A 21887-nucleotide genomic window follows, 5' to 3' on the forward strand; every position below is an offset into this window, starting at 1 on the left:
CCCGCTGCGGCAAAACTTAACGATCAGCTCTGACTATCGATTGCATCGGCTATTTTAGCGTTCCAAGCGCAGGGGTCAGCGAGTGCATAAGCGCAGGCATGCGGCTGAAAAGCTGGGAAATCCGGTTTGCCGCAAGCCTCAATTCGGGCAATCGCTGCTCCAGAAGCTCGTCCGAAGTCAGGCGCGGTGTATAGCCGGAGCTGTTGATGGCACAGACGGTTCGCCCCGTGGCATCCTTCACCGGCACAGCAATCGCTGTAATACCATAATCCAATTGGTCGACGGTGATTGAATAGCCCTTTACCCTGACCTCGGCGAGAATATCTCGAAGCCCGGCCTCCTCGGTGACAGTATAGTCCGTCAATTTAACAGGGCTGAAAGCCCGGAAGTAGCCATCGACATCATCCACCGGCAGCGACGCGAGGAGCACCCTGCCCATGGAGGTCGCGAAGGCGGGGTAAGTCACGCCCAGGCTCGCCGTCCGGCGCGCGCCGCGGCTTTCGGAGATATGGGCGACGTAGAGCACATTCATGCCGTCCAATACCGCCATGTTGGCTGCATCGCCAAACAGTGACGTCAAGCGCTGGAGTTCCGGCATGACTGCTTCCTCGACGCCGAACGCGTTCAGATAAGACGAACCAAGGGAGAGAATGCGGGGAGCGAGCAGGAAATGTTTGTTGTGCCGCCGAATGAAGCCGAGAGCCTCCAATGTCAGAACATTGCGGCGAACGGTAGCGATCGGCATGTCGAGCTTTCGCGAAAGATCCGCGAGTGTCATTTCCGGATCGGCCGCGTCAAAGGCCTCCAGAACCGAAATACCCCGGGCCAGAGCCTCCACAAATTCCGGCGAACTGCGATCTATCATGACAACCGACTCCTCATCTCCTTTTTGGTTCGCATAAGGAATTGACAAGGACAAGATCGCAAGACGCCTCTCTAAGAACTTTATGTTTGCCTAGCGAATTTAAAACTGTGGGAGAGCGGCGATAAAACGGGGCGATCGGACCTCCAGAGTACCACGCCAACGACAGCAACCCATTTTCAGGTGGCAGTCCATAGCGTCAAACCCGCTGATGAAAAACTTGATTGCTTCGTCGCAATCGAAGAAAACTTACTTCCCAAGTGGCATGTTGAACTGAAGCCATACTCGATCGCCGTTTGGCCTGTACTCAGTATCGAATTCGTGTTGCCATTTCAGCGCCACGCCGCCGCCGCCAATGGCGTAGCTAATCTGAGGTCCGATCGCAAAACCCTGCTGACGGAAGCCATCCCCGACAGTCGCACCGGCGACCGTGTCATCGCTAATCTGCTTGATGGCATAACCTTGCAACCCGATTCCCAAATTTGGCAGCGAATCGAACGCCCGGTAGTTTGCGCCCCAATCGAGGAAAAAAACTGTTCCTGATTGATAGTCCGTCGAACGGTTTTTCGTATGGAACTCGGCGCCAAAAGAAACTGAAAGCTCCAGCTTGCTGCTCGGAAACCATGTCAAATTCAGATTTGGCGCAAAGCTGTAAAAGTTGTTTGAAACATCCGTCTTCGTCGGGATGAAGAGATCAACTCCGCCATAGGCGAAGAAGTTTTTCTGCGCGTTGCTCAAACCCAAATACAAAGGCTGCAGTGTAATATCACCGACGGCAAATGCGCTTGAGTGACCGAAATCCGTCCTGATATCGAGGTCGACAAACGGCACGACAACCCCAGAGCTTAACGTGAAGGGACCAAAGGTGCCCTCCCAGGTGTGAAAAATGCGCGTGGCGTTTAGAAACGCATCAGAGTCAAATCCCGGCACCAGGCTGTCTCCGGAACCATCCGAAAAATCTGAAGCACCGTAGTATACAGTATAATTTTGGATCCACGTTTCACCAGGCGCCGGAACGAGGCCATTGACCATCGTATTAACGCCCACCGGATAGGCTGTATTCCCGTTTTCAGTCGCCATCGCTGGAACATTGCTCACCAGCATCGCCGATATCGTCACTACATACGCAGCATATCTTGAATTTACCATGGTCTTACCTCCCCTTTTCACTGTCGGTATTCACGATTTTCCGATTTATTTGCGATCGATACGTTCTCGTTGCGGCCGGTCGAAATCCATATCGCTCGCGAAAAGCCGCTAAGGCCGTATCCTTGACATGCCATCCGCATCCTCATGCGGCTCCCCGTTCCGATGCAGCATCTGTTCGTAAAGGTGGCTATCCCCTTGCCGCTCCCGTGCCGTTTCCAAGTGGTCGATCAATTCGTTAGACGAATTTATATCCGTATTTCAGCCTGCCGCGATTGGATGTGTTGTCGAGCGTTTGGAATGACGCCGGCAACGAACACTCGGCCAGCGAGGCAAGATTGCGTCCACGGATGCACTGCCGGCAACGCCCGCGTCCCCGTCGATACTCTGTCCCTTTGTTTTCAAATCACTCCAGACGCAAACCCACCTCGCACCTTTTGCTGGAATTGCTCTAGATTGGGTTTCGGCTCATGCCCTGTCGGCGGCCTCCTGAGCCTCAGCGGCCGTCAGGAAAGGAGCCAGCATCCGAGGAGCGGTTTCCTTAAGCGCCAAAATGACGAAGAAGCCAAGCACAAGCCCGCCGAGTGCGAGCCACAGGGTGTACTGAATACCGAAATGCTGGGCCACGTAACCGGCAACGATCGGGGCGATACCACCGCCGAAGATTTCGCCGATGCCAACCACCATACCGGATGCGGTCGTCATCAACTGCGGAGGAACCGACTCCGCGCTCAACGGGCCGACGGTGAGGCAGATCATACTGAAATTGAAGAAGCATGTGCCGAAAAGCATCACGAACAGCAGCGTCGGATCTGCGCCGACGTTGATCAGCCCGATCAGAAAGACGATGGCTCCGATGACGCTGACGAGCATCACCGGTTTGCGTCCAAGCCGGTCGGAGAGCGTTGGCATGACGATCGTCCCGGCAGCAGCGCCAAAGCCAATCGCCGAAAGTACGAACCCCATCTGAAGCATGTCGAGGTGGACATAGTCGATCAGATAGCTGGGGAACATCGCGCTCGTGACGATCAGGCAGGTGAGCCAGCAAAACATATTCGCGATGTTCAGGGGAATATTGCGGTACCTGAAGATTTCCTGCCACCGGCCGCTTCCCACCGCCTCGACCGACGTTTGGGTCTTGATCTCGGATAGGACCGGATCGCGCAAAACGCGGAAAAGAAGGAAGGCGATAATCAGGCCTGGAATGGCGAGCAGAAAGAAGATCGTACGCCATTCGATGATCTGGAGCAGCTGCGTAATCAAGATCGGCGCGACAGCCAACCCGAACAAAGGCAAGGCGGCTTGCTGTATCCCCAGATTGCGCCCGTGCCGTTGAGGCGCAGAGGCCTCAAGAGTCGCCACGATGGCGGCAGGAGTATAGGCACCCTCGAAGACGCCCATCAACGCTCGAATGAGAATGAGACTGCCAATACCCGCCGCCAAGCCATGAAAACCAGCCAGCAACGAGAAGATCACCAGAGCCCCGGCAACAACCCTCCGGGGCCCAATCTTATCAGTGATACGACCCATCAGGATCGCTGAAACACCCCAGGTGATCGCCAACGCGCCGGTGATATGGCCGAGGTCCTGATAGTTCAGGCCGAGGTCCTTCACCAGGGCCGGAAACATCGGGATAACCATAAAGCGATCCAGTCCCACCAGGCCAAACCCCAAGGACAACAGCGTGACGGCCTTCCACTCATACCGTGTATCGGGGACACGCCCACTCTCGTTTAACATTTTCCCTCCTCCAAGCATCACCTTTGGGCAATCAGACCTCCCGAATCGCCCCAATGGGTTCAGATCGCACGATGACGCGCCGGGCTTGGTGTTTCTCTCCAGGAGCAACGCTCGAAGCCTTGTGGATGCCGAGATCTCCGAGCAAGTGCTGGAGCATGTCGCGTAGACGGGTCGCATCCCGTGCGACCCCGTAAAGGTAGTAGTCGGGGCGCGCGACAAGACTGCTCAAGCCGTTCGACCTGAAGAATGCTTCGTACTTCCCGGTGATGTCTTGAATCGTGTTCGAAGAGGCGCTGGCAGGGCGCTGCGCATGAACCGCCACGAATTTCGCACCGAGGCTATCCAATTGATCAACCATCTCCTGAGGCAAGGTTTCACGCGGATCGTGTTCCCAGCCCAGAATGGAGAAACCAGCGCCGACGACCGCGTCATAAGAGCCGCTTCTGGTCTCTGTGGAGACCTGTCCATGAACGCCAAGCTGTCCAGCGAAGGGCGACAGATATCCCCGTGGTTTGTAGAGAAGACCGGTCTTGAGGTCCGGGAACTTCGGAGGCGGCGGTGCGAGCCCCGAGAGGAATGTTTGATCTCTCGCCGCTGCTTCTGCCTCGTCGGCGACGCAGATAATCTTTCCAAGTTGAACGGAGAGGTTGATCACTTCCGTCACATGGTCTTTCCGCTCTTCGCTGTAACTGTCGAGGATGGCTATATCGGTCTTCCCCGACAGGACGAGGTCGAGCCTCCAAGTCAGGTTCCAGGCATCCCTCAATCCTGAGCACATGCCCTGCCCCATAAATGGAGGCATCACATGAGCTGCATCCCCTGCAAGAAGAACGCGACCATTCCTCCAGTTCGCTGCAACCCTCGAACGAAATGTATAGAGTGCGTGCCTGATGAGCTGCGCCTCGTGAGGACCGATCCAGGGGGACAACAATGACCAGACCTTTTCCGGCTGTTGCAGTTCCTCCATTGTCTCGCTCGGCAAACGCATGAACTCCCAACGCCGATGTCGACGACCATTTTCAATTCCGCCCGGAACAAAGGTGGTCGGCCGGGAAGGTTTGCAACTCTGACCTGCTTCAGGAACCCGCAGTTCGACACCTTCGTTCGGCAGCACGTCGACGACCAACCAGTCAGCTTGAAAGCCCAAGTCCTGCCATTCGATCCCACTCTGTTCGCGAACTTGGCTGTTGGCTCCGTCTGCACCAATGAGAAACTTTGCTGAAATCGTTTTCGTCTGCTCGGGATTGACGCGCTGGCGTATGCGAAGCGTGATACCATCGCCATCCTGCTCGAAGTCGATCATCTCCCAGCCGGAATTGATCTCGACGTCCGATATGCGGCGAAGCTCGCGATCCATCATCGCTTCAAGCGAGGGCTGATGGAAGAAATAGGCCTCCGGCCCTCCCGAAACCGATTCAACGGTCCAATCGATATCGAGCAGCATCTGGCCTTGCGCACCGAACCACTGGTATCGCGGTGAAGGCGCAGACACCTTTGCGAGTTCGTCGGCAAGTCCAAGGGAATTCATAACCCTTCGTATCTCGTGATCCATACAGACTGCACGCGGGAACGGATAAGGTTCGTCCCACCGTTCAACGATGGACACCGAATATCCCCGCCTGGACAGCATCAGGGCCAAACCCTTGCCGACAGGGCCATAGCCCACAATGGCGACGTCGAAAGTGTCATTTCGCATGTCTTCAAACTCCTCCCACCCGCTGACCGCGGGGAGCTCCTCAAAATCTTGACCAACGATCCTCAAGGCATGACGGTCGCAGACAATGCAAACGTTCGAAGCCTCACAGCCTGATGCCGTTTCAGTCACAGGCGTTGCCACCTGACATTCGTGTCAGGTCAAAACGTTCCCCGCAGCTCTGGTTATCGGCAGATCGTCAAGGGATGACAGGCACGAGCAACCTTGACGGGAACTCCGGTCCCGTATGGACTCGGCAACTACCCTTTTTGAGCGTGTCCCACTGGCGTGTCTCCCCACCTTCCCATTGTCCAGGAATGGACCAGGACTGGACCACGAGACGCAACGTCTCTCCGACCTGAAACTTCGTGCCTGATGGCATCAACGGGACATTCACTTCCGTCACTTGCCCTGGCACCAGTGGAGAAGAGGACGACAAGTCGAGAACGGGGCGCCATTCCGTGGAGCGCGCACGGTTCAGCTTGCGCTTGGAGGCTCGGAGCCAGCCGCGCGTGACCGGGCCGTTTGCATTGCCACCGGAAGCACTGAAGAAATAGACCTTGTTTCCATTGGCATCGATTTTCTCGATGCCGACGAAAATGTCGGCGTCATCGCTGTCCTGAGCCTCGATAAACAGACTCAGCGCCATGTGCCCGACAAGTGTCGTCGGCTTTTCGAACGTCAGATCGAACGAAAGCGAGTTTTGCGGATCGCCAGCATTTGTCGCTGTAATGGGTTTTGTGATGGACGATGCCCCTGGAACAGAGCTTAAAGCGGCTCTTTCCGCGTCAAGATACAAAGTGTCGTAGGACGTGGCAGGGAGCGGCCAGTTGTCAGCAGTGGTAACCTCGTAGTCGAAGCGGCTTTCGTTGATCTCCAGCCGGACAACAGGTTGATTTTGGAATGCGGAGGCATCGCCTTTCAGGAAGCGATCGAGAAACGCCCGCTGATATTCAAGCTCGTTCGTTCCATAGAACGCGCCCCACTTCTGCCGACGATGGCCATAGAGCCACTTGTCCTTGGATGCGATGCGGGTGAATGCGTCGAATGTATCCCAAGTATGCAGCTCCTGATCTGAAAAGCTTGCGCAGATCAAGGCCGGAATGCTGATCTTCGTCGTGTCATATTTCCAATCGAACAGCAGCCGCTCGGGTCCGTGTGCCGCATGATTGACGTTAGGACCAATCCATTGGCTCTTGAGCCAGCCGGGAAACGCGATCTCGGGAATGCCGCCATATCCGCCCGCCGGACCCGATTCGTTAATCCCTTCCCAGGGAATAATTGCCTTGAGAGCGCTTGGCGCTGGGTCTTTCGCCGCGATCCATTGGGTGGCACACAATGCCGAGACCCCGGACATACCAACACTGCCGCTGCACCATGGCTGCTTGACGAGCCACGAGATGATGTCATGCCAGCGCTCCTCCAGCGGCGGATCGAGCGTCGGATTGGATTCAGATCGTCCCATCCCGGGGTGATCGACGAGTACAACCACATAGCCATGCGGCACCCAATAGCCTGGGTCCGGCGCTTCGAACGCCGTATGGTCGGAAATGCGAACGCTGCCGAGGTAGAATCCGCCGCCCGGAACATTCCCCACCGGCGCATCCCTGAAATTGTTCCATTGATCATAATTGTCTTTGCCGTACGGCGTCGACGTGACGATCACTGGTGCAGCCGCCGCCCCGGGTCGCCGAAACACGTTTGCTGCGAGGCGAATACCATCGCGCATGGGAATCAGCACCTCCTCCAGTGTAATGTCACCTGGAAGGGGATATGTCTCCAAGTCGAACGGGTGTTCCTCCAGATAGTTCGGCTCTCTCCGCGCTTCCACAGACGGTGCTACCGTGTTCATTCTTTCCTCCCAGATAGATTCAAATCCGCAAGCTCTGGCTCACTCTGCCCCACGGCCTCCACCGTAGCGCAACAGTAAATTCGCTAGACGAATTAATATTCGCATGTTGAATGAGAACGTATCTTTTGTCAACAAGGTCCGTCCTGAGAAGTGTCGAAAGTGCTGTAGCCGTGAACAACTGTCTCCAGTGTTAATCCACCTTGTCCTCGAGCCCGGCCACCCCTTGAGAGTCGGCGCCTTGCAGACGCTCCAATATGATGGACGAACCGCCCGGCATGATAAGGCGGTGCCAGACCACCGCCAAACAGCTCTGCCCGAAGGCGACATGGCTGTCGTATTGACCGATCAGGCGTGCACCTTGCGGAATGAGTAGATGCGAGGCGATCGGGCTGTCATAAACAGGTTCCGTTACCTCAGCCGTGATCTGGCCGGGCAGATCGGATTTTGATGCCGGTAATCAGGGCCGCTGGAATCACGGAACCTACTTGCACGACATAGGGAGATGCTTTTCCATGAATCCGGTCGGTACTGACGGTGCGCCGGTTGGTCTTGCCGTTGAGGAAGGCGAGCTTGCGGTCCTGCATGTTCTGCGCGGACCCGGTGTCCAGCGGCGGCGTTTCGGACGGACTGGGTATGTCGTTGGCGGGATCGACGGCAGAAGCAGGCGCAATTGTCGATGCGAATGTCTGGTCTGCTTTCGGGTATGAGCGATGACGACACTGACGACCGAATTGAAGGCGCATGGCGGTCATAGCGTTGCAATTGAGAAGAAAGCACTTCGGCTCATCGTAGTTCATTCAAAGAAAGCGAAGATGAGACAGAGAACCGGACCGCAGACATCGACGTCGAGAAGACGATCAAGGCCATCCGCCGCACGACGGGCACGCAGCATTCAGCCGAGAGCCTGTATTCTAGCTGGTCAAAGGAATTCCTTGAAGCGGGTAAGAAGCGATTCGCGGGCGATACCACTCGCTCGGCAACCAGCAACGAAGTAAAAGCGCTGTGTCGTGAACGTCGGGACCTCAAGGAGGCGCTTGCCGACCTCGCCGTCCATGACACCCTGCTAACGATCGCATAATCGGGGATAAGGGCGACGCGCAATGATATCCCACCATTGAAAAACTTCAGATTGTCCGACTGGTCGAGCAGGCCTCCCAGTTTTGAGCCGTCGCTTGTGAAATACGTGTCTGCTTAAAGAGACAGGCTCGATTGGCCTGTCCGCACGCCGGCAAACAGGCAACAGTCCGCTTCCAGCAGTAGCTCTGTGAACAGCTACCGTTCGGCCGCAAGCATCCATCTTCCACGACAGATCAATGGACTTTGACGGCGTTATGGCCCATTTGAAAGCCGCGCCGCTGGCCATGCTCTGCTATCATGTTCTGTCAGCTTCGCTTGTAAAACCCTCGCGAGCACATCGACGAAAGCTCGGATTTGCGGCTGGTGAAGTGCCTGCGGTCGGGTGACCAGATAGATGTCGAGGCTGGGCAAATCCAGCGGACCGAAAGGCTGAACAAGCCCCTCCCCCATCGTGAGCGGTAGTACTGCACATCCCACTCCAGCTTTGACCGCAGCGAATTGTGCAGAAAAGCTCGAAACCCTGAAGACCGTCCTTGAAAAACCCGCTGCACGCGCTGCCCTCAGATGGGGTAACTGATCGAGTGGCGGGAGAAGGTCGACCATGCGGGCATCCTGCGGCTTCGTCAACTCCATGGGCATGTGATCACGGCTTGCAAACAGATCGAAGCGGAGTGATGTAAGACGGCGGTAGATCAGCGACGGCTCGCCCAGATGCACGGTGCGAACTGCAATGTCGGCTGCACCACGTGCGATCTTGACCAAAGCGTTCTCGACCAGAAAGTCGACCGTGCAGGCTGGATTGGCGGACAGAAACGCCGCGCTCGCCTCTGTCACGAGGTCGACGAAGCCGTCGCCTGCAGAAACCGTGACGGAGCCTGAGAGACCGCCTTTCGGGTCCCGGAGATCATTGGCAAGCTCCAGCTCCAGGGCCTTTGCTGTTTCGACCAAGGCGACCCCTCGCGGTGTCAACCTGACACCATCTACGCCCCTCTCGACCAATGGCTCTCCGACCGCGGCCTCGAACTGCGTAATCCGGCGGGACAGCGTCGAGGCCGCAACGCCGAGCATTTCCCCTGCCTGCAGAAAACTGCCACGCCTGGATATTGCCAGCAGCAGCCTTAGGTCGTCCCAGTTAAGCATGGCCGCCCCTTATCCAGCTTTGCGAATTCGCAAACCTGGTCTCAATATATCTCTATATTTAGAAAGTCCAAGCGGCATTAGCGTCTTCCCGTAAGCAACCGGGAGAACACTGATGCTAATTCCCCTCGACTACACGACCAGAGCAACGATCGCCTTTAATACCCGCAAACTCGACGAACTCGCCGCCCTTCTGGCACCCGATTTTGACGATCAGGATCCGATGGGCGCCATGACGGGACGAGATGCGACCCTTGCGCGTGAACAGACGATCTTTGATGCATTTCCGGATGTCTTTGTCGACATGAAGCCCTTTGCGGCGACCGGGGATCGGCTTGCCATGACCGCGGTTCTGCAGGGAACGTTCAAGGGCCCCTTCGTCATGGGCGGACATACGATCCAGCCAAACGGCAGTCCGTTCAGCTTCCGCTTCGCGGCCCTTTTCCAATTCGATGGCAATTACGCCGTTCGGGAAGAGGTCTTTTACGACCGCGCCGAACCCATGCAGGCACTTGGACAAGGCTGGGAGTAAACCGATGCGTTCCGCACCACAAATCGCATTCGTTACCGGCGCAACCGGATTGCTCGGCAACAATCTCGTCCATCTGCTTCTCGACCAGGGAATAAAGGTACGTGGTCTTGCCCGATCGAGGAGCAAGGCGTTGCAGCAATTCGGCACAATCGACGGGCTTGAGATCATTGAGGGTGATATGGAAGATGTCGCGAGCTTTGGCGCAGCACTTGCCGGTTGTGACGCGCTGTTTCACACCGCCGCCTACTTCCGCGACAGCTATGGCGGCGGCAAGCATTGGGAGGCGCTGAAGCGGATCAATGTCGATGGCACCGCCGCTCTCCTGGATGCCGCGTATCAGGCCGGGATCCGCCGTTTTGTCCACACGAGCTCGATTGCGGTGGTCAATGGTCCCCGCGGATCGGTCATTGATGAGAGCATGAAGCGGCGGGTGGACGATGCAGACGACTATTATCGTAGCAAGATCCTGTCGGACGAAGCCGTGCAGGCTTTCCTGGCTCAGCATCCGGATGTCTTCGGCACTTTCGTCATGCCTGGCTGGATGCATGGACCTGGCGATATGGGTCCCACTGCAGCCGGGCAGCTTACCGTCGATTTCCTCAAAAAAGCGCTACCCGGCATTCCTCCATCCACCGTTTCCTTTGTTGATGCCCGCGATGTTGCCCGCATCACTCTGGCGGCGTTGGAAAAGGGGCGCCGGGGAGAGCATTACCTCGCGGCGGGCCGCCACATGCATATGCACGAGGTCATGGACACATACGAGACCGTCACAGGCATTCGAGCACCGCAGCGGAACATTCCTGCCGGCCTCCTGTGGATCATCGCTTACCTGCAGGAGTTCAAGGCGTGGCTGACTGGCAAGCCTGCCCTCCTCAGCGTGGCCACGGTGCGGACAATGCGAAACGAATACGAACGCTCCCGCTTCAGCCACGAAAAGACTTGCCGCGAACTGGGCATTGCTTTCCGTCCCGTGATAGAAACAATCAGCGACGAGGTGGCTTGGTTTAGGGCACAGAGACTGCTGAAACCGTGAGGATTCCGCACAAAATTCAGGCGTAGCCAGATGCCCTCCTTCTTCATTCTGATCACGCATCTTTAGGCGTGTACGCGTTCTACCTTGCCTGCAACCAGACATTTCTCGTGCAGGACGCTGAAACGCATTAGCGACTCCTCACCGCGATACTCGAATACATCCCGGTTGTCCTAAACTCTGTCGGGCTTGCGCCGAAATAGCGTCGAAAGACCTTCGCAAAATAGTTTGGATCTTCAAAACCGGTCATCATGGAGACTTCCTTGACGGAGAGTTGAGGCTCCACGGTGAGGAGTTTGGTGGCCCTCTGCAGGCGCTTCTGCAGAACGAATTCGCCCGGTGGCATCCCTTCGCTTTCTGCGAATACGCGCGAGAAATGCGCCCGGCTGAGGCCGGATAGCTGAGCAAGTTTCGGAACCGGCAGCGGACGATCGAGATTGGCCATGATGTGATCGATCACGTGCTGCATAGCGCGATACTCGTGGCTTACCACGGGATGCGAACCGAAAACGTCGTCGTAAAGCAGCATCGCAGCTTCATAGGCAATGGCCGACGCACTGCCCGGAGCGTCTGCACCGCCTGTGGCCAGCCGCCACGAACAATTCGCCAAACTTTCGACTGTTTCTGGCTTGAGGTTGAGGATGGGCCCGGTCGCCGCCAGGATGGCCTGATGAATCCGCAGCGCCTCCTGCCCATTCATGGAAATCCAGAAAAACTCCCATTTTCCGTCGCGCTCCAGCCAGTAGCGATGATTATGCGGCACGATGACAAGAAGCGTTTCTCCTGGGCCTACCCTGTAGGTTCGATTTTCGTAGCGCAGATTACCGGAGCCTGAGATCGTGTACTGCAACACGGTGAATGGTGTTTGTCCGCGTTTCCGACCATCCCAATCATAATTTGTCCCGGTGCGGATCTCGTAACCCGTACTGGTTGGCATCGTGTGCAGGTTATGCCGTCCCCGTGGCAGGGAAACGGTACGCATGAACGGCCCGCCGTCCATCAGCGCCTTGAGCATAGAATTACCCATAAAAGCACAATACCTCTCTAGTGGCTGAGCCCAATATACGCATAATAACGCTCAACATTGCAAGATGACCGGGTTGGAGCGGCATCTAGGGAGAGGAGGTTGGGATATTAAATCGCATCTGCGATCGAGATCCCGTGCGCTGATTTTACCCTTTGTCGCGATGCCAACCTCCTGAGAAACCACGAGGACAGCATGAGCAGCTTTAAGATTGCCATTATCGGTGCCGGCAGCGTCGGCTTCACCAAGAAACTCTTCACCGACATCCTGTGCGTACCGGAGTTTCGCGATGTCGAATTCGCCCTGACCGATGTCAGCGAGCACAATCTCTCGATGATCAAGGCGATCCTCGACAAGATCGTGCAATCGAACCATCTGCCCGCGAAAGTCACTGCCTCGACCGATCGCCGCGAAGCGATCGCGGGGGCGCGCTACATCATTAGCTGCGTGCGTGTCGGTGGTCTTGAGGCCTATGCGGATGATATCCGCATTCCGCTCAAATACGGCGTCGATCAGTGCGTCGGCGATACGATCTGCGCGGGCGGCATTCTCTACGGTCAGCGCAACATCCCTGTCATCCTGGATTTCTGCAAGGATATTCGCGAACTGGCCGAGCCGGGCGCCAAGTTCCTGAATTATGCCAATCCGATGGCGATGAACACCTGGGCCGCGATCGAATACGGCAAGGTCGACACGATCGGCCTTTGCCACGGGGTCCAGCATGGGGCCGAACAGATCGCTGAAATCCTGGGCGCTGGTGAAGGCGAACTCGACTACATCTGCTCGGGTATCAATCACCAGACGTGGTTCGTGGATGTGCGTCTAAAGGGACGCCGGATTGGCAAGGACGAGCTGGTCGCTGCCTTCGAAGCGCATCCAGTCTTCTCGAAACAGGAAAAACTGCGGATCGACGTGCTGAAGCGTTTCGGTGTGTATTCCACTGAAAGCAATGGTCACTTGTCGGAATATCTGCCTTGGTATCGCAAGCGGCCGGACGAAATCGGTCGCTGGATCGACATGTCCGATTGGATCCATGGCGAAACCGGCGGTTATCTGCGCTACTCGACGGAAACCCGCAATTGGTTCGAGACGGAGTTTCCGCAATTCCTGGAAGATGCCGGAAAGTCCATCGACCCGGCACGTCGGTCCAATGAACATGCCAGCCATATCCTGGAGGCGCTTGAGACGGGGCGTGTCTATCGCGGCCATTTCAACGTGAAGAACAACGGCGTGATCACCAATCTGCCGTCGGACGCGATCATCGAGTCACCCGGTTTCGTCGATCGTTTCGGCATCAACATGGTGGCCGGCATCACGCTGCCGGAAGCCTGTGCGGCAACCTGTATCTCGTCAATCAATGTCCAGCGCATGTCGGTTCATGCGGCAATTTCCGGTGACATTGATCTCCTGAAGCTGGCCGTCCTGCATGATCCGCTGGTCGGTGCAATCTGCACGCCGGAGGAGGTGTGGCAGATGGTCGACGAGATGGTTGTAGCCCAGGCGCAATGGCTCCCGCAATATGCGCATGCCGTTCCTGCTGCAAAGGAAAGGTTGAGCCGGTCGACCGTCAAGACCCGCGACTGGAAGGGCGTGGCCCGTCGCGAGGTGCGGTCCATCGACGAATTGCGGGCCGAGAAGGAAGCTAGAAAGCTGCAGCCGGCGGGCTGAGTCTGGATATGACGTGAAATTCCGACCGGCTTTTTGAGGAGGAGCCGGGTCGGGGAGTTGGGCGAGGTTTCGCCCTCTCCTCCGGTCGGCGGCATGCTGTCGCCAAGCCGGGTGCTTTTTGGAGGAGAGCCGCCCATTCCGGGTGGTCTGGAGCATGAGGGATGACAACGACAATGAAACGTTACCGATATCTGAGATCCACCGCTGCCCTTCTACTGGGCGTATCCAGCTTTGCCATCGGCGCTGTGGCGTCCGAACCGACCGAGGTGCCTGAACCGCCGCCGTTCCCGGCCCAGGGCAAGATCACCTATGTTCCCAGAGATTCCATTCTCGAATTCAAGGCGTTGCCTGAATATCACGAGCCGGACTGGGTGACCGAGAAATTCGTCAAGACGGGCAAGTTGCCCCCGGTTGCGGAACGTTTGCCGAAAGAACCCATGGTCTTCAAGACCGGCAACATGCCGGACGGGGTCGGTGTTTACGGCGACACCCTGCGTCATGTCATCGGCGGACGACCAGAGGGCTGGAATTACTCCGCCGGCCAGACTCAGGGCTGGGGCGGCATCGACATCGCCATGTCCGAATGCCTGACCCGCACGGCTCCCCTGTTCCAGGTCGAAGCCAAGGATGTCGAGCCGCTGCCGAACCTGGCGCGCAGTTGGGAATGGTCCGAAGACGGTCACAAGCTGACTATGCATCTGGTCGAAGGCGCCAAGTGGTCTGACGGCGTCCCCTTCACCTCGGAAGATGTGATGTTCTACTGGGACGACAATGTGGTCGATCCGAACGTATCGCCGCTCAATGGGGCCACGCCCGAAACCTTCGGCGAAGGGACGCAGCTCAAGGCGATCGACGATTATACGGTGGAATGGACCTTCAAGGAGGCTTTCCCCCGGCAGTATCTCTATTCCATGGCCTATGGCACGTTCTGCCCGGGCCCAGCGCATATCCTGAAGACCAAGCATCCGAAATACAACAAGGATGTAACCTACGATCAGTACAAGAACGGCTTCCCGGCCGAGTTCATGAACATTCCGGTCATGGGCGCCTGGGTACCGGTCTCCTATCGGCCCGACGACATCATCGTCCTGCGCCGCAACCCCTATTACTGGAAAGTTGACGAGAACGGCCAGCAGCTGCCCTACATCAACGAAATGCACTACAAGCTGTCGACCTGGGCCGACCGCGACGTGCAGGCAATTGCAGGTTCTGGCGATTTCTCCAATCTTGAGCAGCCTGAAAACTTCGTCGAGTCGCTAAAGCGGGCAGCTCAGGAAACAGCACCGGCACGTCTCGCCTTCGGTGCGCGGCTGATCGGCTACAATCTGCGCATGAACATGTCCGGCAACGGCTGGGGCGACCCGGACGGACGTGCCCAGGCGGTGCGCGAATTGAACCGCAACACGGACTTCCGCAAGGCCGTCACGATGGCGCTCGATCGCAAGAAGATCGGTGACTCCCTGGTCAAGGGGCCGTTCACGGCGATTTATCCGGGCGGCCTGTCCTCGGGGACCAGCTTCTACGACCGCGCGTCGACCGTCTACTATCCCTTCGATCTCGAGGGTGCAAAGGCTCTTCTCGAAAAGGTGGGTCTGAAGGACACGGATGGCAATGGCTTCGTCAATTTCCCCGAGGGGACCGAGGGTGGCAAGGACGTCCAGATCGTATTGCTGAGCAACAGCGATTACGGGACCGACCGCAATCTCGCCGAAGGCGTCATCGGACAGATGGAGCAGCTGGGCCTGAAGGTCACGTTGAATTCGCTCGACGGTGTAAAGAAGGACAATGCGCATTATGCCGGGCAGTTCGACTGGACGATCCGCCGCAACGATCCGGAGCTGACATCCGTCGTGCAGAGCACCACCCAGCTTGCCCCGACCGGGCCACGGACCAGCTGGCATCACCGCGCAGGCACCGACGGTTCCGTTGACCTTCTGCCGTATGAGAAGGACATGGTGACCATCGTCAACAAGTTCATCGCCTCGCAGGACAATGCAGAACGGTCCGACCTGATGAAGCAGTATCAGAAGATCGCGACCGAGAATGTCGATACGGTTGGTCTGACCGAATATCCAGGTGCTCTGATCATCAACAAGCGCTTCTCCAACGTTCCGGTGGGTGCTCCGATCTTCATGTTCAACTGGGCGGAAGACACCGTGATCCGTGAGCGGATGTATGTGGCTGCAGACAAGCAGGGCGATTTCGAGCTCTTCCCGCAGCAGCTTCCCGGCAAGCCGGGCGAGACTGGCCCGATCAACTGATCCACGCCTCCCGTCGGGCCGTGCTTTCGCGCGGCCCGATGTCCCCGAACACACAAGAGAACCCAACAGCCATGTTCCGATTTCTGCTTGTGCGCATCGCGTCAGCCATACCCGTCCTGTTCGTGCTTAGCGTCGTCACCTTTGCAATCATCCAGGCTCCGCCGGGTGACTATAGCGACTACATCCGCTCGCAGATGATCAACCAGGGCGGGGCGTCCTTCGAACAGGCGGATGCCCAGGCACAAGCTTACAGGGTTGCCAACGGGCTCGATAAGCCGATGGTCGTCCAGTATGTAAACTGGGTGACCGGGATACTCACCCGGGGTGATTTCGGCCATAGCCTCTTTTACAACAAGCCGGTATCCGAAGTGGTGGGCGAACGGCTGCCGCGCACGCTGGCACTGGCGCTTGTCTGCCATATCCTAGCCTCCATCATCGGCATCACCTTCGGCATTCTCGCGGCCACGCGCCAATATACCTGGGTCGATACCCTGCTCTCGGGCATATCATTCCTTGGCATGACCGTGCCACGCTTCCTTATGGCGTTGATCATCGTCTACATCCTGGTCTTCCATTTCAACGTGACGGAAATAAACAGCTTCCATTCGGCGAAATACGGCGGTGCGCCGTGGTCTTGGGACAAGTTCGTTGATCTTCTCAAACATGTCTGGCCGGTGATCGCCATCGCCACATTTGGCGGGCTCGCCTACAATATGCGGGTCATGCGCGGCAATCTGCTTGATACGCTGAACGCGCAATATGTCGAGACTGCCCGCGCCAAGGGACTGAGCGAGGGCCGGGTGATCATGCGCCATGCCGTGCCCAACGCGCTGCATCCGCTGGTCATGTATCAGGGCGTTGTCCTGCCTTACATGCTGACGGGCGAAATCGAGACTGCGATCATCTTCGCGCTGCCGACGGTCGGCCCCGCCATTGTCGGGTCCATGTGGGTGGGCGACGTCTATGTCACTGCAACCTTCATGCTGGTTCTTTCGGCCACGCTCATTGTCGGCAACATTATCGCCGACATGCTGCTGGCTCTGCTTGACCCACGTGTTCGTCTGGGTGGGGGAGCGCACGCATGAACGCCAATGTCCGCCCCGCCGCGATCAATACGGCCACCGAAACTCATCACAGCGAAACCTATCAGGCACTTGTATGGCGGCGCCTGAAGCGATCCTGGACCGGGATGACGGGGCTGGTCCTTGTCTGCCTGTTGATGCTGATGACGATTTTCGCCGAGTTCATCTCCCCCGTGGACCCGAAGCTGACAGGTGTTGCATTTGCCGCACCGCAGACGATCAGCATTACGGACCAGGACGGCTCTCTCGTCTGGCCCCGCACGTACAAGCTCGGAGAAGGCACGGAACTCGATCCCATCACCTTCCAGCCGATCATCGGCCCCGATTATGCCAATCCCGTTGATCTCGGTTTCTTCGTCAAGGGTTTTTCCTATAAGCTCCTCGGCCTGATCCCAACCGATCGCCATTTCTTCGGGGCGGTGGACGGCACGCCGGTCAATTTTCTCGGCACCGACAAGTTCGGGCGAGATGTGCTGTCGCGCATCCTGCACGGTTCTCGTGTGTCTCTGATGATCGCACTTACGGTCGTTTTCATCGTGACGATCATCGGGACCACTGTCGGCATGGTGTCGGGCTATTTCGGTGGACGCTTCGACACCTGGATGCAGCGCTTCGTGGAACTGGTGCTCGCCTTCCCGCAACTGCCGCTCTACCTAGCGCTCACCTCACTGATCCCGGTGACAGCGCCCACCCATGTCTTCCTGGCCTTCGTAATCTTCGTGATGTCGGCGCTCGGCTGGGCACAGATGTCACGCGAGGTGCGCGGCAAGACGCTGGCGCTCGCGCGCATCGAATATGTACGGGCCGCCATGGCAATCGGCGCGACCGACAGACGCATCATTTTCCAGCACATCTTTCCGAATGTGATGAGCCACGTGATCGTATCGGTGACGCTCGCGATCCCGAGCGTCGTGCTTCTGGAGTCCTTTCTGGGCTTCCTGGGGTTTGCGGTGAAGCCACCGCTGATGTCCTGGGGCCTCATGTTGCAGGATACTGCCACCTATTCCGTCATCGGGTCCTACCCTTGGATCCTCTCGCCCGTCGCCTTCGTGCTGATCACCGTCTTTGCATTCAATGCGCTGGGTGACGGTCTGCGCGACGCGATCGACCCCTATTGAGGAGCGGACCATGGCACTTGTCGACATTAGCAAACTCGCCCCCGAAGAACGGCATGACCACGCAGCCGTCATCGGCAAACCGATCATCGACGCGCGTCATGTGGCGGTGACATTCAAGGTCGAAAACGGCGAAGTGGAAGCCGTCAAGGACGTGTCGTTCCAGCTCTATCGAGGCGAGACAATCGCCGTGGTGGGCGAGTCCGGCTCGGGCAAATCCGTCACGGCCCGGGCGGTCATGGGGCTCTTGACCAAGCGCGCCTCGATCTCGAAGGCCTCCAGCATCGCCTATGACGGCCAGAACGTGTTGAAATTCTCCGACCGGCAGCGCCGGGCGCTGCGGGGCAACCGGATTTCGATGATCTTTCAGGAGCCGATGAGCTCTCTCAACCCGGTCTACACGATCGGCGCGCAGATCATTGAGGCGATCCGGGTGCATCAGAAAATGAGCCACAGACAAGCCGAGGAACGCACGCTCGAACTGTTGCGCCAGGTGCAGATACCAGACCCGGAATCGCGGATTAACCAGTATCCGCACCAGTTGTCCGGCGGCCAGCGCCAGCGTGTGATGATCGCCATGGCGCTGGCCAACAATCCGGATGTGCTGATCGCGGACGAACCGACAACGGCGCTCGACGTCACGGTGCAGGCGCAGATCCTCAACCTGATCCGGGACTTGCAGAAGACACTCGGCATGGCCGTGATCCTGATCACCCACGACCTGACCGTCGTGCGGCAGTTCTCTGATTATGTCTATGTCATGCAGAGCGGTGAGGTGAAGGAGCACAACACGACAGCCGAGCTCTTCCGCAGTCCTCAGCATCCCTATACGCGCCATCTGCTTTCCTCCGAACCGAGCGGAAAGGCCAATCCGATGCCGGCCGGCTCTGCCACCATTCTGGAGGGGCGGGATGTTCGGGTGTCCTTCATGCTGAAGGCTGGCGGTTTCTTCAAGCCGCAGCTGAAGGAGCTGGTTGCGGTCGACAGCCTCAATCTCAAGCTTCATCGCCACGAAACCTTAGGCCTCGTCGGCGAATCCGGTTCCGGCAAGACGACGTTCGGCCAGGCCCTGGTCCGCCTCCAGGCGGTCGAGGGTGGCGAGATCTTCTTCGACGGTCAGTCGATCGAGACCAGGAGCCGTGAGCAGATGCGACCGCTGCGCTCGCGTATGCAGGTCGTTTTCCAGGATCCGTTCTCGTCGCTCAATCCGCGTATGTCCGTGGGCCAAATCATCGAGGAAGGGCTGATCGTAAATGGGCTCGGCGCCACCCGCAACGAGCGGCTGGACCGGGTACGGGAGGCCTTGGCGAGCGCCGGCCTTCCGACCAATATCCTGGGGCGTTTCCCGCATGAGTTCTCTGGCGGCCAACGCCAGCGCATCGCGATCGCCCGCGCCGTCGCCCTCGAGCCGGAATTCATTCTGCTCGATGAACCGACATCCGCACTGGATCTCTCCGTCCAGGCGCAGATCATCGACCTGCTGCGCAAGCTGCAGGACGAGAAAGGCCTCAGCTATCTCTTCATCTCCCACGATCTAAAGGTCGTGCGTGCACTATGCCACCGCGTCGTGGTCATGCAGCACGGCCGGATCGTCGAAGAAGGACCGGTTGAGGACGTCCTGTCCCATCCCAAGACCGCCTATACCGAACGGCTCGTGAGAGCCGCATTCGAAGTCGCCGCATAATTCACAGACGAGGCATCATTTATGACGAGACAACCCAAAATCACCTTCATCGGCGCCGGTTCGACGGTCTTCATGAAGAATATCATCGGCGACGTTCTGCAGCGTCCGGCACTGTCAGGGGCAAAGATCGCGCTGATGGACATCAATCCGCAGCGCCTGGAGGAGAGCTCGGTCGTTGTCGGGAAGCTGATTTCGACGCTGGGCGTCAAGGCCACCGTCGAGCTGCATTCCGACCAGCGCAAAGCCCTTGAGGGCGCAAATTTCGTCGTCGTGGCTTTCCAGATCGGCGGGTATGAACCGTGCACCGTGACGGACTTCGAGGTTCCCAAGAAATATGGGCTGCGCCAGACGATCGCTGATACGCTCGGTGTCGGTGGCATCATGCGAGGTCTGCGCACGGTGCCGCATCTCTGGCGCATCTGCGAAGACATGATGCAGGTCTGCCCCGAGGCGATCCTGTTGCAATACGTCAATCCGATGGCCATCAACACCTGGGCGATCTCTGAGAAATACCCTGAGATCAAGCAGGTCGGCTTGTGCCACTCCGTGCAGGGGACGGCCATGGAGCTCGCCCATGATCTGGATATTCCCTACGAGGAGATCCGTTACCGCTCTGCCGGCATCAACCACATGGCCTTTTTCCTAAAGTTCGAGCATCGTCAGGCCGACGGCTCCTATCGCGATCTCTATCCGGATCTCCTGCGCGGTTACCGCGAAGGGCGGGCGCCGAAACCTACCTGGAACCCGCGCTGCCCGAACAAGGTGCGCTACGAGATGCTGACCCGGCTCGGCTATTTCGTCACGGAAAGCTCTGAACATTTCGCCGAGTATACGCCCTATTTTATCAAGGAAGGCCGTCCGGACCTGATCGAGAAGTTCGGTATTCCGCTCGATGAATATCCCAAGCGTTGCATCGAGCAGGTTGAAAAATGGGAAGGCCAGGCGGCTGCCTATCGGTCGGCCGACAAGATCGAGGTCACGCAGTCCAAGGAATATGCATCCTCGATCATGAACTCCGTCTGGACCGGCGAACCTTCGGTGATCTACGGTAACCAGCGCAACAATGGCTGCATCACATCGCTGCCGGACAATTGTGCTGCGGAAGTCCCATGCCTGGTCGATGAGAACGGCATCCAGCCGACCTATATCGGCGCCCTGCCGCCGCAGTTGACGGCACTGATGCGCACCAACATCAATGTGCAGGAGCTGACGGTTGCGGCGCTGATGACCGAAAACCGGGAGCATCTTTATCACGCTGCGATGATGGATCCGCACACGGCGGCCGAACTGGATCTCGATCAGATCTGGTCCCTGACGGATGACCTGCTGGCCGCCCATGGCGACTGGATTCCGGAATGGGCTAGGGTGCAGAAGAATGTCCAGGCCGCCTGATCGGCCGATCTGAACCACTCTGAGTTTCTCTTGCAGAAGGGCCCGCCCACCAGGAGGAGCAATTCAGCAGACTACCGGATCGTATCCCACAATTCTGCGTCGCTTGTTGCCACGGCTCATCCCAGAAGGTCGGATAAGTGTCAGCCTGCTGTTGGCAGGCTGACACGCGGATCATCAACCCACTGTTGCGATGGTTTCAACGTTTAGCAACAGGATCGCTGGACAGCTCATTCGGCGTTCTGTTCGAAGAGCAATCCACCGACCAGTCAGACGATGGCATCGTCGTCGGGAAAAATACCGGCGACGACCTCTGTGCGCTGCTTGAGTTTGCCGCCGAGACTTTGGATTGCATTTGGTGCTGTAAAGCTCGTTCCAGCGGCCCTTGGGAAGGTCGTGTAGGCGAGCACGGTCTGCTCGGCGGTCCATGAGACTTTCAAGTTTCGGCACGTTCGGCCTGATCTGGTCGGTGAAATTATGCCACAATGGCTGTGACACGAGCGGTTAAAGCGATCTGATTTCGATCGCGGTTTTGTCGACGGAGAACACATCGACAATTTACCACCCTTCACGCCATAAAACACGTTCTCTGCAA

General features: G+C 57.7%; 16 protein-coding genes and 2 pseudogenes. 9 read left to right on the plus strand and 9 right to left on the minus strand.

Annotated features, from left to right (window positions below; all coding sequences use genetic code 11):
- Positions 1 to 49: 49 nt before the first annotated feature.
- The 6 genes and pseudogenes from ACT53S_RS16450 to ACT53S_RS16475 form a co-directional block, all read right to left on the minus strand.
- A complete protein-coding gene (locus tag ACT53S_RS16450; RefSeq protein WP_476067775.1) occupies positions 50 to 913 on the minus strand; it encodes an IclR family transcriptional regulator in 864 nt (287 codons plus the stop codon).
- A 198-nt stretch (positions 914 to 1111) separates the two neighbouring features.
- Entirely contained in the window at positions 1112 to 2011 is a 900-nt protein-coding gene (locus ACT53S_RS16455; protein ID WP_142068815.1) for a transporter, read from the minus strand.
- Positions 2012 to 2476: 465 nt separating this feature from the next.
- On the minus strand, positions 2477 to 3748 hold the full coding sequence (locus ACT53S_RS16460) for an MFS transporter (protein WP_142068813.1): 1272 nt from the start codon (positions 3746 to 3748) through the stop codon (positions 2477 to 2479).
- Positions 3749 to 3779: 31 nt separating this feature from the next.
- The gene (mhpA, locus tag ACT53S_RS16465) at positions 3780 to 5444 is read right to left on the minus strand and encodes a bifunctional 3-(3-hydroxy-phenyl)propionate/3-hydroxycinnamic acid hydroxylase MhpA (protein WP_476067776.1); all 1665 of its coding nucleotides are present in this window, start codon (positions 5442 to 5444) and stop codon (positions 3780 to 3782) included.
- A 196-nt stretch (positions 5445 to 5640) separates the two neighbouring features.
- Entirely contained in the window at positions 5641 to 7293 is a 1653-nt protein-coding gene (locus ACT53S_RS16470; RefSeq protein ID WP_142068809.1) for a CocE/NonD family hydrolase, read from the minus strand.
- 193 nt (positions 7294 to 7486) lie between these two features.
- Positions 7487 to 7970, minus strand: a pseudogene (locus ACT53S_RS16475) (TraB/TrbI/VirB10 family type IV secretion system protein); the annotation flags it as partial.
- Between the two features lie 218 nt (positions 7971 to 8188).
- On the opposite strand from ACT53S_RS16475, the pseudogene ACT53S_RS16480 reads away from it, so the two are divergent.
- Positions 8189 to 8445, plus strand: a pseudogene (locus ACT53S_RS16480) (IS3 family transposase); the annotation flags it as partial.
- 177 nt (positions 8446 to 8622) lie between these two features.
- Here ACT53S_RS16480 and ACT53S_RS16485 read toward each other — a convergent pair.
- Positions 8623 to 9510 (minus strand): LysR family transcriptional regulator, encoded by an 888-nt coding sequence (locus ACT53S_RS16485; RefSeq protein ID WP_476067777.1) that lies wholly within the window; start codon positions 9508 to 9510, stop codon positions 8623 to 8625.
- Positions 9511 to 9622: 112 nt separating this feature from the next.
- Here ACT53S_RS16485 and ACT53S_RS16490 point away from each other — a divergent pair, with 112 nt between their 5' ends.
- Together ACT53S_RS16490 and ACT53S_RS16495 are read left to right on the plus strand one after the other, a co-directional pair.
- Positions 9623 to 10039: an ester cyclase gene (locus ACT53S_RS16490; RefSeq protein WP_476067778.1), complete on the plus strand. Its 417-nt coding sequence runs from the start codon at positions 9623 to 9625 to the stop codon at positions 10037 to 10039.
- 4 nt (positions 10040 to 10043) lie between these two features.
- Positions 10044 to 11072, plus strand: coding sequence for an SDR family oxidoreductase (locus ACT53S_RS16495; protein WP_476067779.1), 1029 nt, complete (start codon positions 10044 to 10046; stop codon positions 11070 to 11072).
- A 127-nt stretch (positions 11073 to 11199) separates the two neighbouring features.
- Here ACT53S_RS16495 and ACT53S_RS16500 read toward each other — a convergent pair whose 3' ends face one another.
- On the minus strand, positions 11200 to 12096 hold the full coding sequence (locus tag ACT53S_RS16500; protein WP_476067780.1) for an AraC family ligand binding domain-containing protein: 897 nt from the start codon (positions 12094 to 12096) through the stop codon (positions 11200 to 11202).
- A gap of 192 nt (positions 12097 to 12288) precedes the next feature.
- On the opposite strand from ACT53S_RS16500, the gene melA (ACT53S_RS16505) reads away from it, so the two are divergent.
- The 6 genes from melA (ACT53S_RS16505) to melA (ACT53S_RS16530) all read left to right on the plus strand — a co-directional run bounded on the left by melA (ACT53S_RS16505) (position 12289) and on the right by melA (ACT53S_RS16530) (position 21295).
- Positions 12289 to 13761: an alpha-glucosidase/alpha-galactosidase gene (melA, locus tag ACT53S_RS16505; protein WP_142068799.1), complete on the plus strand. Its 1473-nt coding sequence runs from the start codon at positions 12289 to 12291 to the stop codon at positions 13759 to 13761.
- Positions 13762 to 13934: 173 nt separating this feature from the next.
- Positions 13935 to 16022, plus strand: coding sequence for an ABC transporter substrate-binding protein (locus ACT53S_RS16510; protein WP_142068797.1), 2088 nt, complete (start codon positions 13935 to 13937; stop codon positions 16020 to 16022).
- Between the two features lie 71 nt (positions 16023 to 16093).
- On the plus strand, positions 16094 to 17107 hold the full coding sequence (locus tag ACT53S_RS16515; RefSeq protein WP_142068795.1) for an ABC transporter permease: 1014 nt from the start codon (positions 16094 to 16096) through the stop codon (positions 17105 to 17107).
- Positions 17104 to 18222 carry an ABC transporter permease gene (locus tag ACT53S_RS16520; protein WP_142068793.1) on the plus strand — a complete coding sequence of 373 codons (1119 nt, stop codon included), beginning with the start codon at positions 17104 to 17106 and terminating at the stop codon, positions 18220 to 18222. Before ACT53S_RS16515 ends, ACT53S_RS16520 begins: the two co-directional genes overlap by 4 nt.
- 10 nt (positions 18223 to 18232) lie before the next feature.
- Positions 18233 to 19903 carry an ABC transporter ATP-binding protein gene (locus tag ACT53S_RS16525; RefSeq protein WP_142068791.1) on the plus strand — a complete coding sequence of 557 codons (1671 nt, stop codon included), beginning with the start codon at positions 18233 to 18235 and terminating at the stop codon, positions 19901 to 19903.
- 21 nt (positions 19904 to 19924) lie between these two features.
- Entirely contained in the window at positions 19925 to 21295 is a 1371-nt protein-coding gene (melA, locus tag ACT53S_RS16530; protein WP_476067781.1) for an alpha-galactosidase, read from the plus strand.
- Between the two features lie 266 nt (positions 21296 to 21561).
- Here melA (ACT53S_RS16530) and ACT53S_RS16535 read toward each other — a convergent pair whose 3' ends face one another.
- Positions 21562 to 21732: a transposase gene (locus tag ACT53S_RS16535; protein ID WP_160143170.1), complete on the minus strand. Its 171-nt coding sequence runs from the start codon at positions 21730 to 21732 to the stop codon at positions 21562 to 21564.
- Positions 21733 to 21887 lie beyond the last annotated feature (155 nt).

The organism is Allorhizobium sp. DMC15 (assembly GCF_056314065.1).

Coding starts and splice junctions, on each gene's coding strand:
- ACT53S_RS16455 (WP_142068815.1), bottom strand. CDS start 2,011: ATGGTAAATTCAAGATATGCTGCGTATGTAGTGACGATATCGGCGATG.
- ACT53S_RS16460 (WP_142068813.1), bottom strand. CDS start 3,748: ATGTTAAACGAGAGTGGGCGTGTCCCCGATACACGGTATGAGTGGAAG.
- mhpA (WP_476067776.1), bottom strand. CDS start 5,444: ATGCGAAATGACACTTTCGACGTCGCCATTGTGGGCTATGGCCCTGTC.
- ACT53S_RS16470 (WP_142068809.1), bottom strand. CDS start 7,293: ATGAACACGGTAGCACCGTCTGTGGAAGCGCGGAGAGAGCCGAACTAT.
- ACT53S_RS16485 (WP_476067777.1), bottom strand. CDS start 9,510: ATGCTTAACTGGGACGACCTAAGGCTGCTGCTGGCAATATCCAGGCGT.
- ACT53S_RS16490 (WP_476067778.1), top strand. CDS start 9,623: ATGCTAATTCCCCTCGACTACACGACCAGAGCAACGATCGCCTTTAAT.
- ACT53S_RS16495 (WP_476067779.1), top strand. CDS start 10,044: ATGCGTTCCGCACCACAAATCGCATTCGTTACCGGCGCAACCGGATTG.
- ACT53S_RS16500 (WP_476067780.1), bottom strand. CDS start 12,096: ATGGGTAATTCTATGCTCAAGGCGCTGATGGACGGCGGGCCGTTCATG.
- melA (WP_142068799.1), top strand. CDS start 12,289: ATGAGCAGCTTTAAGATTGCCATTATCGGTGCCGGCAGCGTCGGCTTC.
- ACT53S_RS16510 (WP_142068797.1), top strand. CDS start 13,935: ATGAAACGTTACCGATATCTGAGATCCACCGCTGCCCTTCTACTGGGC.
- ACT53S_RS16515 (WP_142068795.1), top strand. CDS start 16,094: ATGTTCCGATTTCTGCTTGTGCGCATCGCGTCAGCCATACCCGTCCTG.
- ACT53S_RS16520 (WP_142068793.1), top strand. CDS start 17,104: ATGAACGCCAATGTCCGCCCCGCCGCGATCAATACGGCCACCGAAACT.
- ACT53S_RS16525 (WP_142068791.1), top strand. CDS start 18,233: ATGGCACTTGTCGACATTAGCAAACTCGCCCCCGAAGAACGGCATGAC.
- melA (WP_476067781.1), top strand. CDS start 19,925: ATGACGAGACAACCCAAAATCACCTTCATCGGCGCCGGTTCGACGGTC.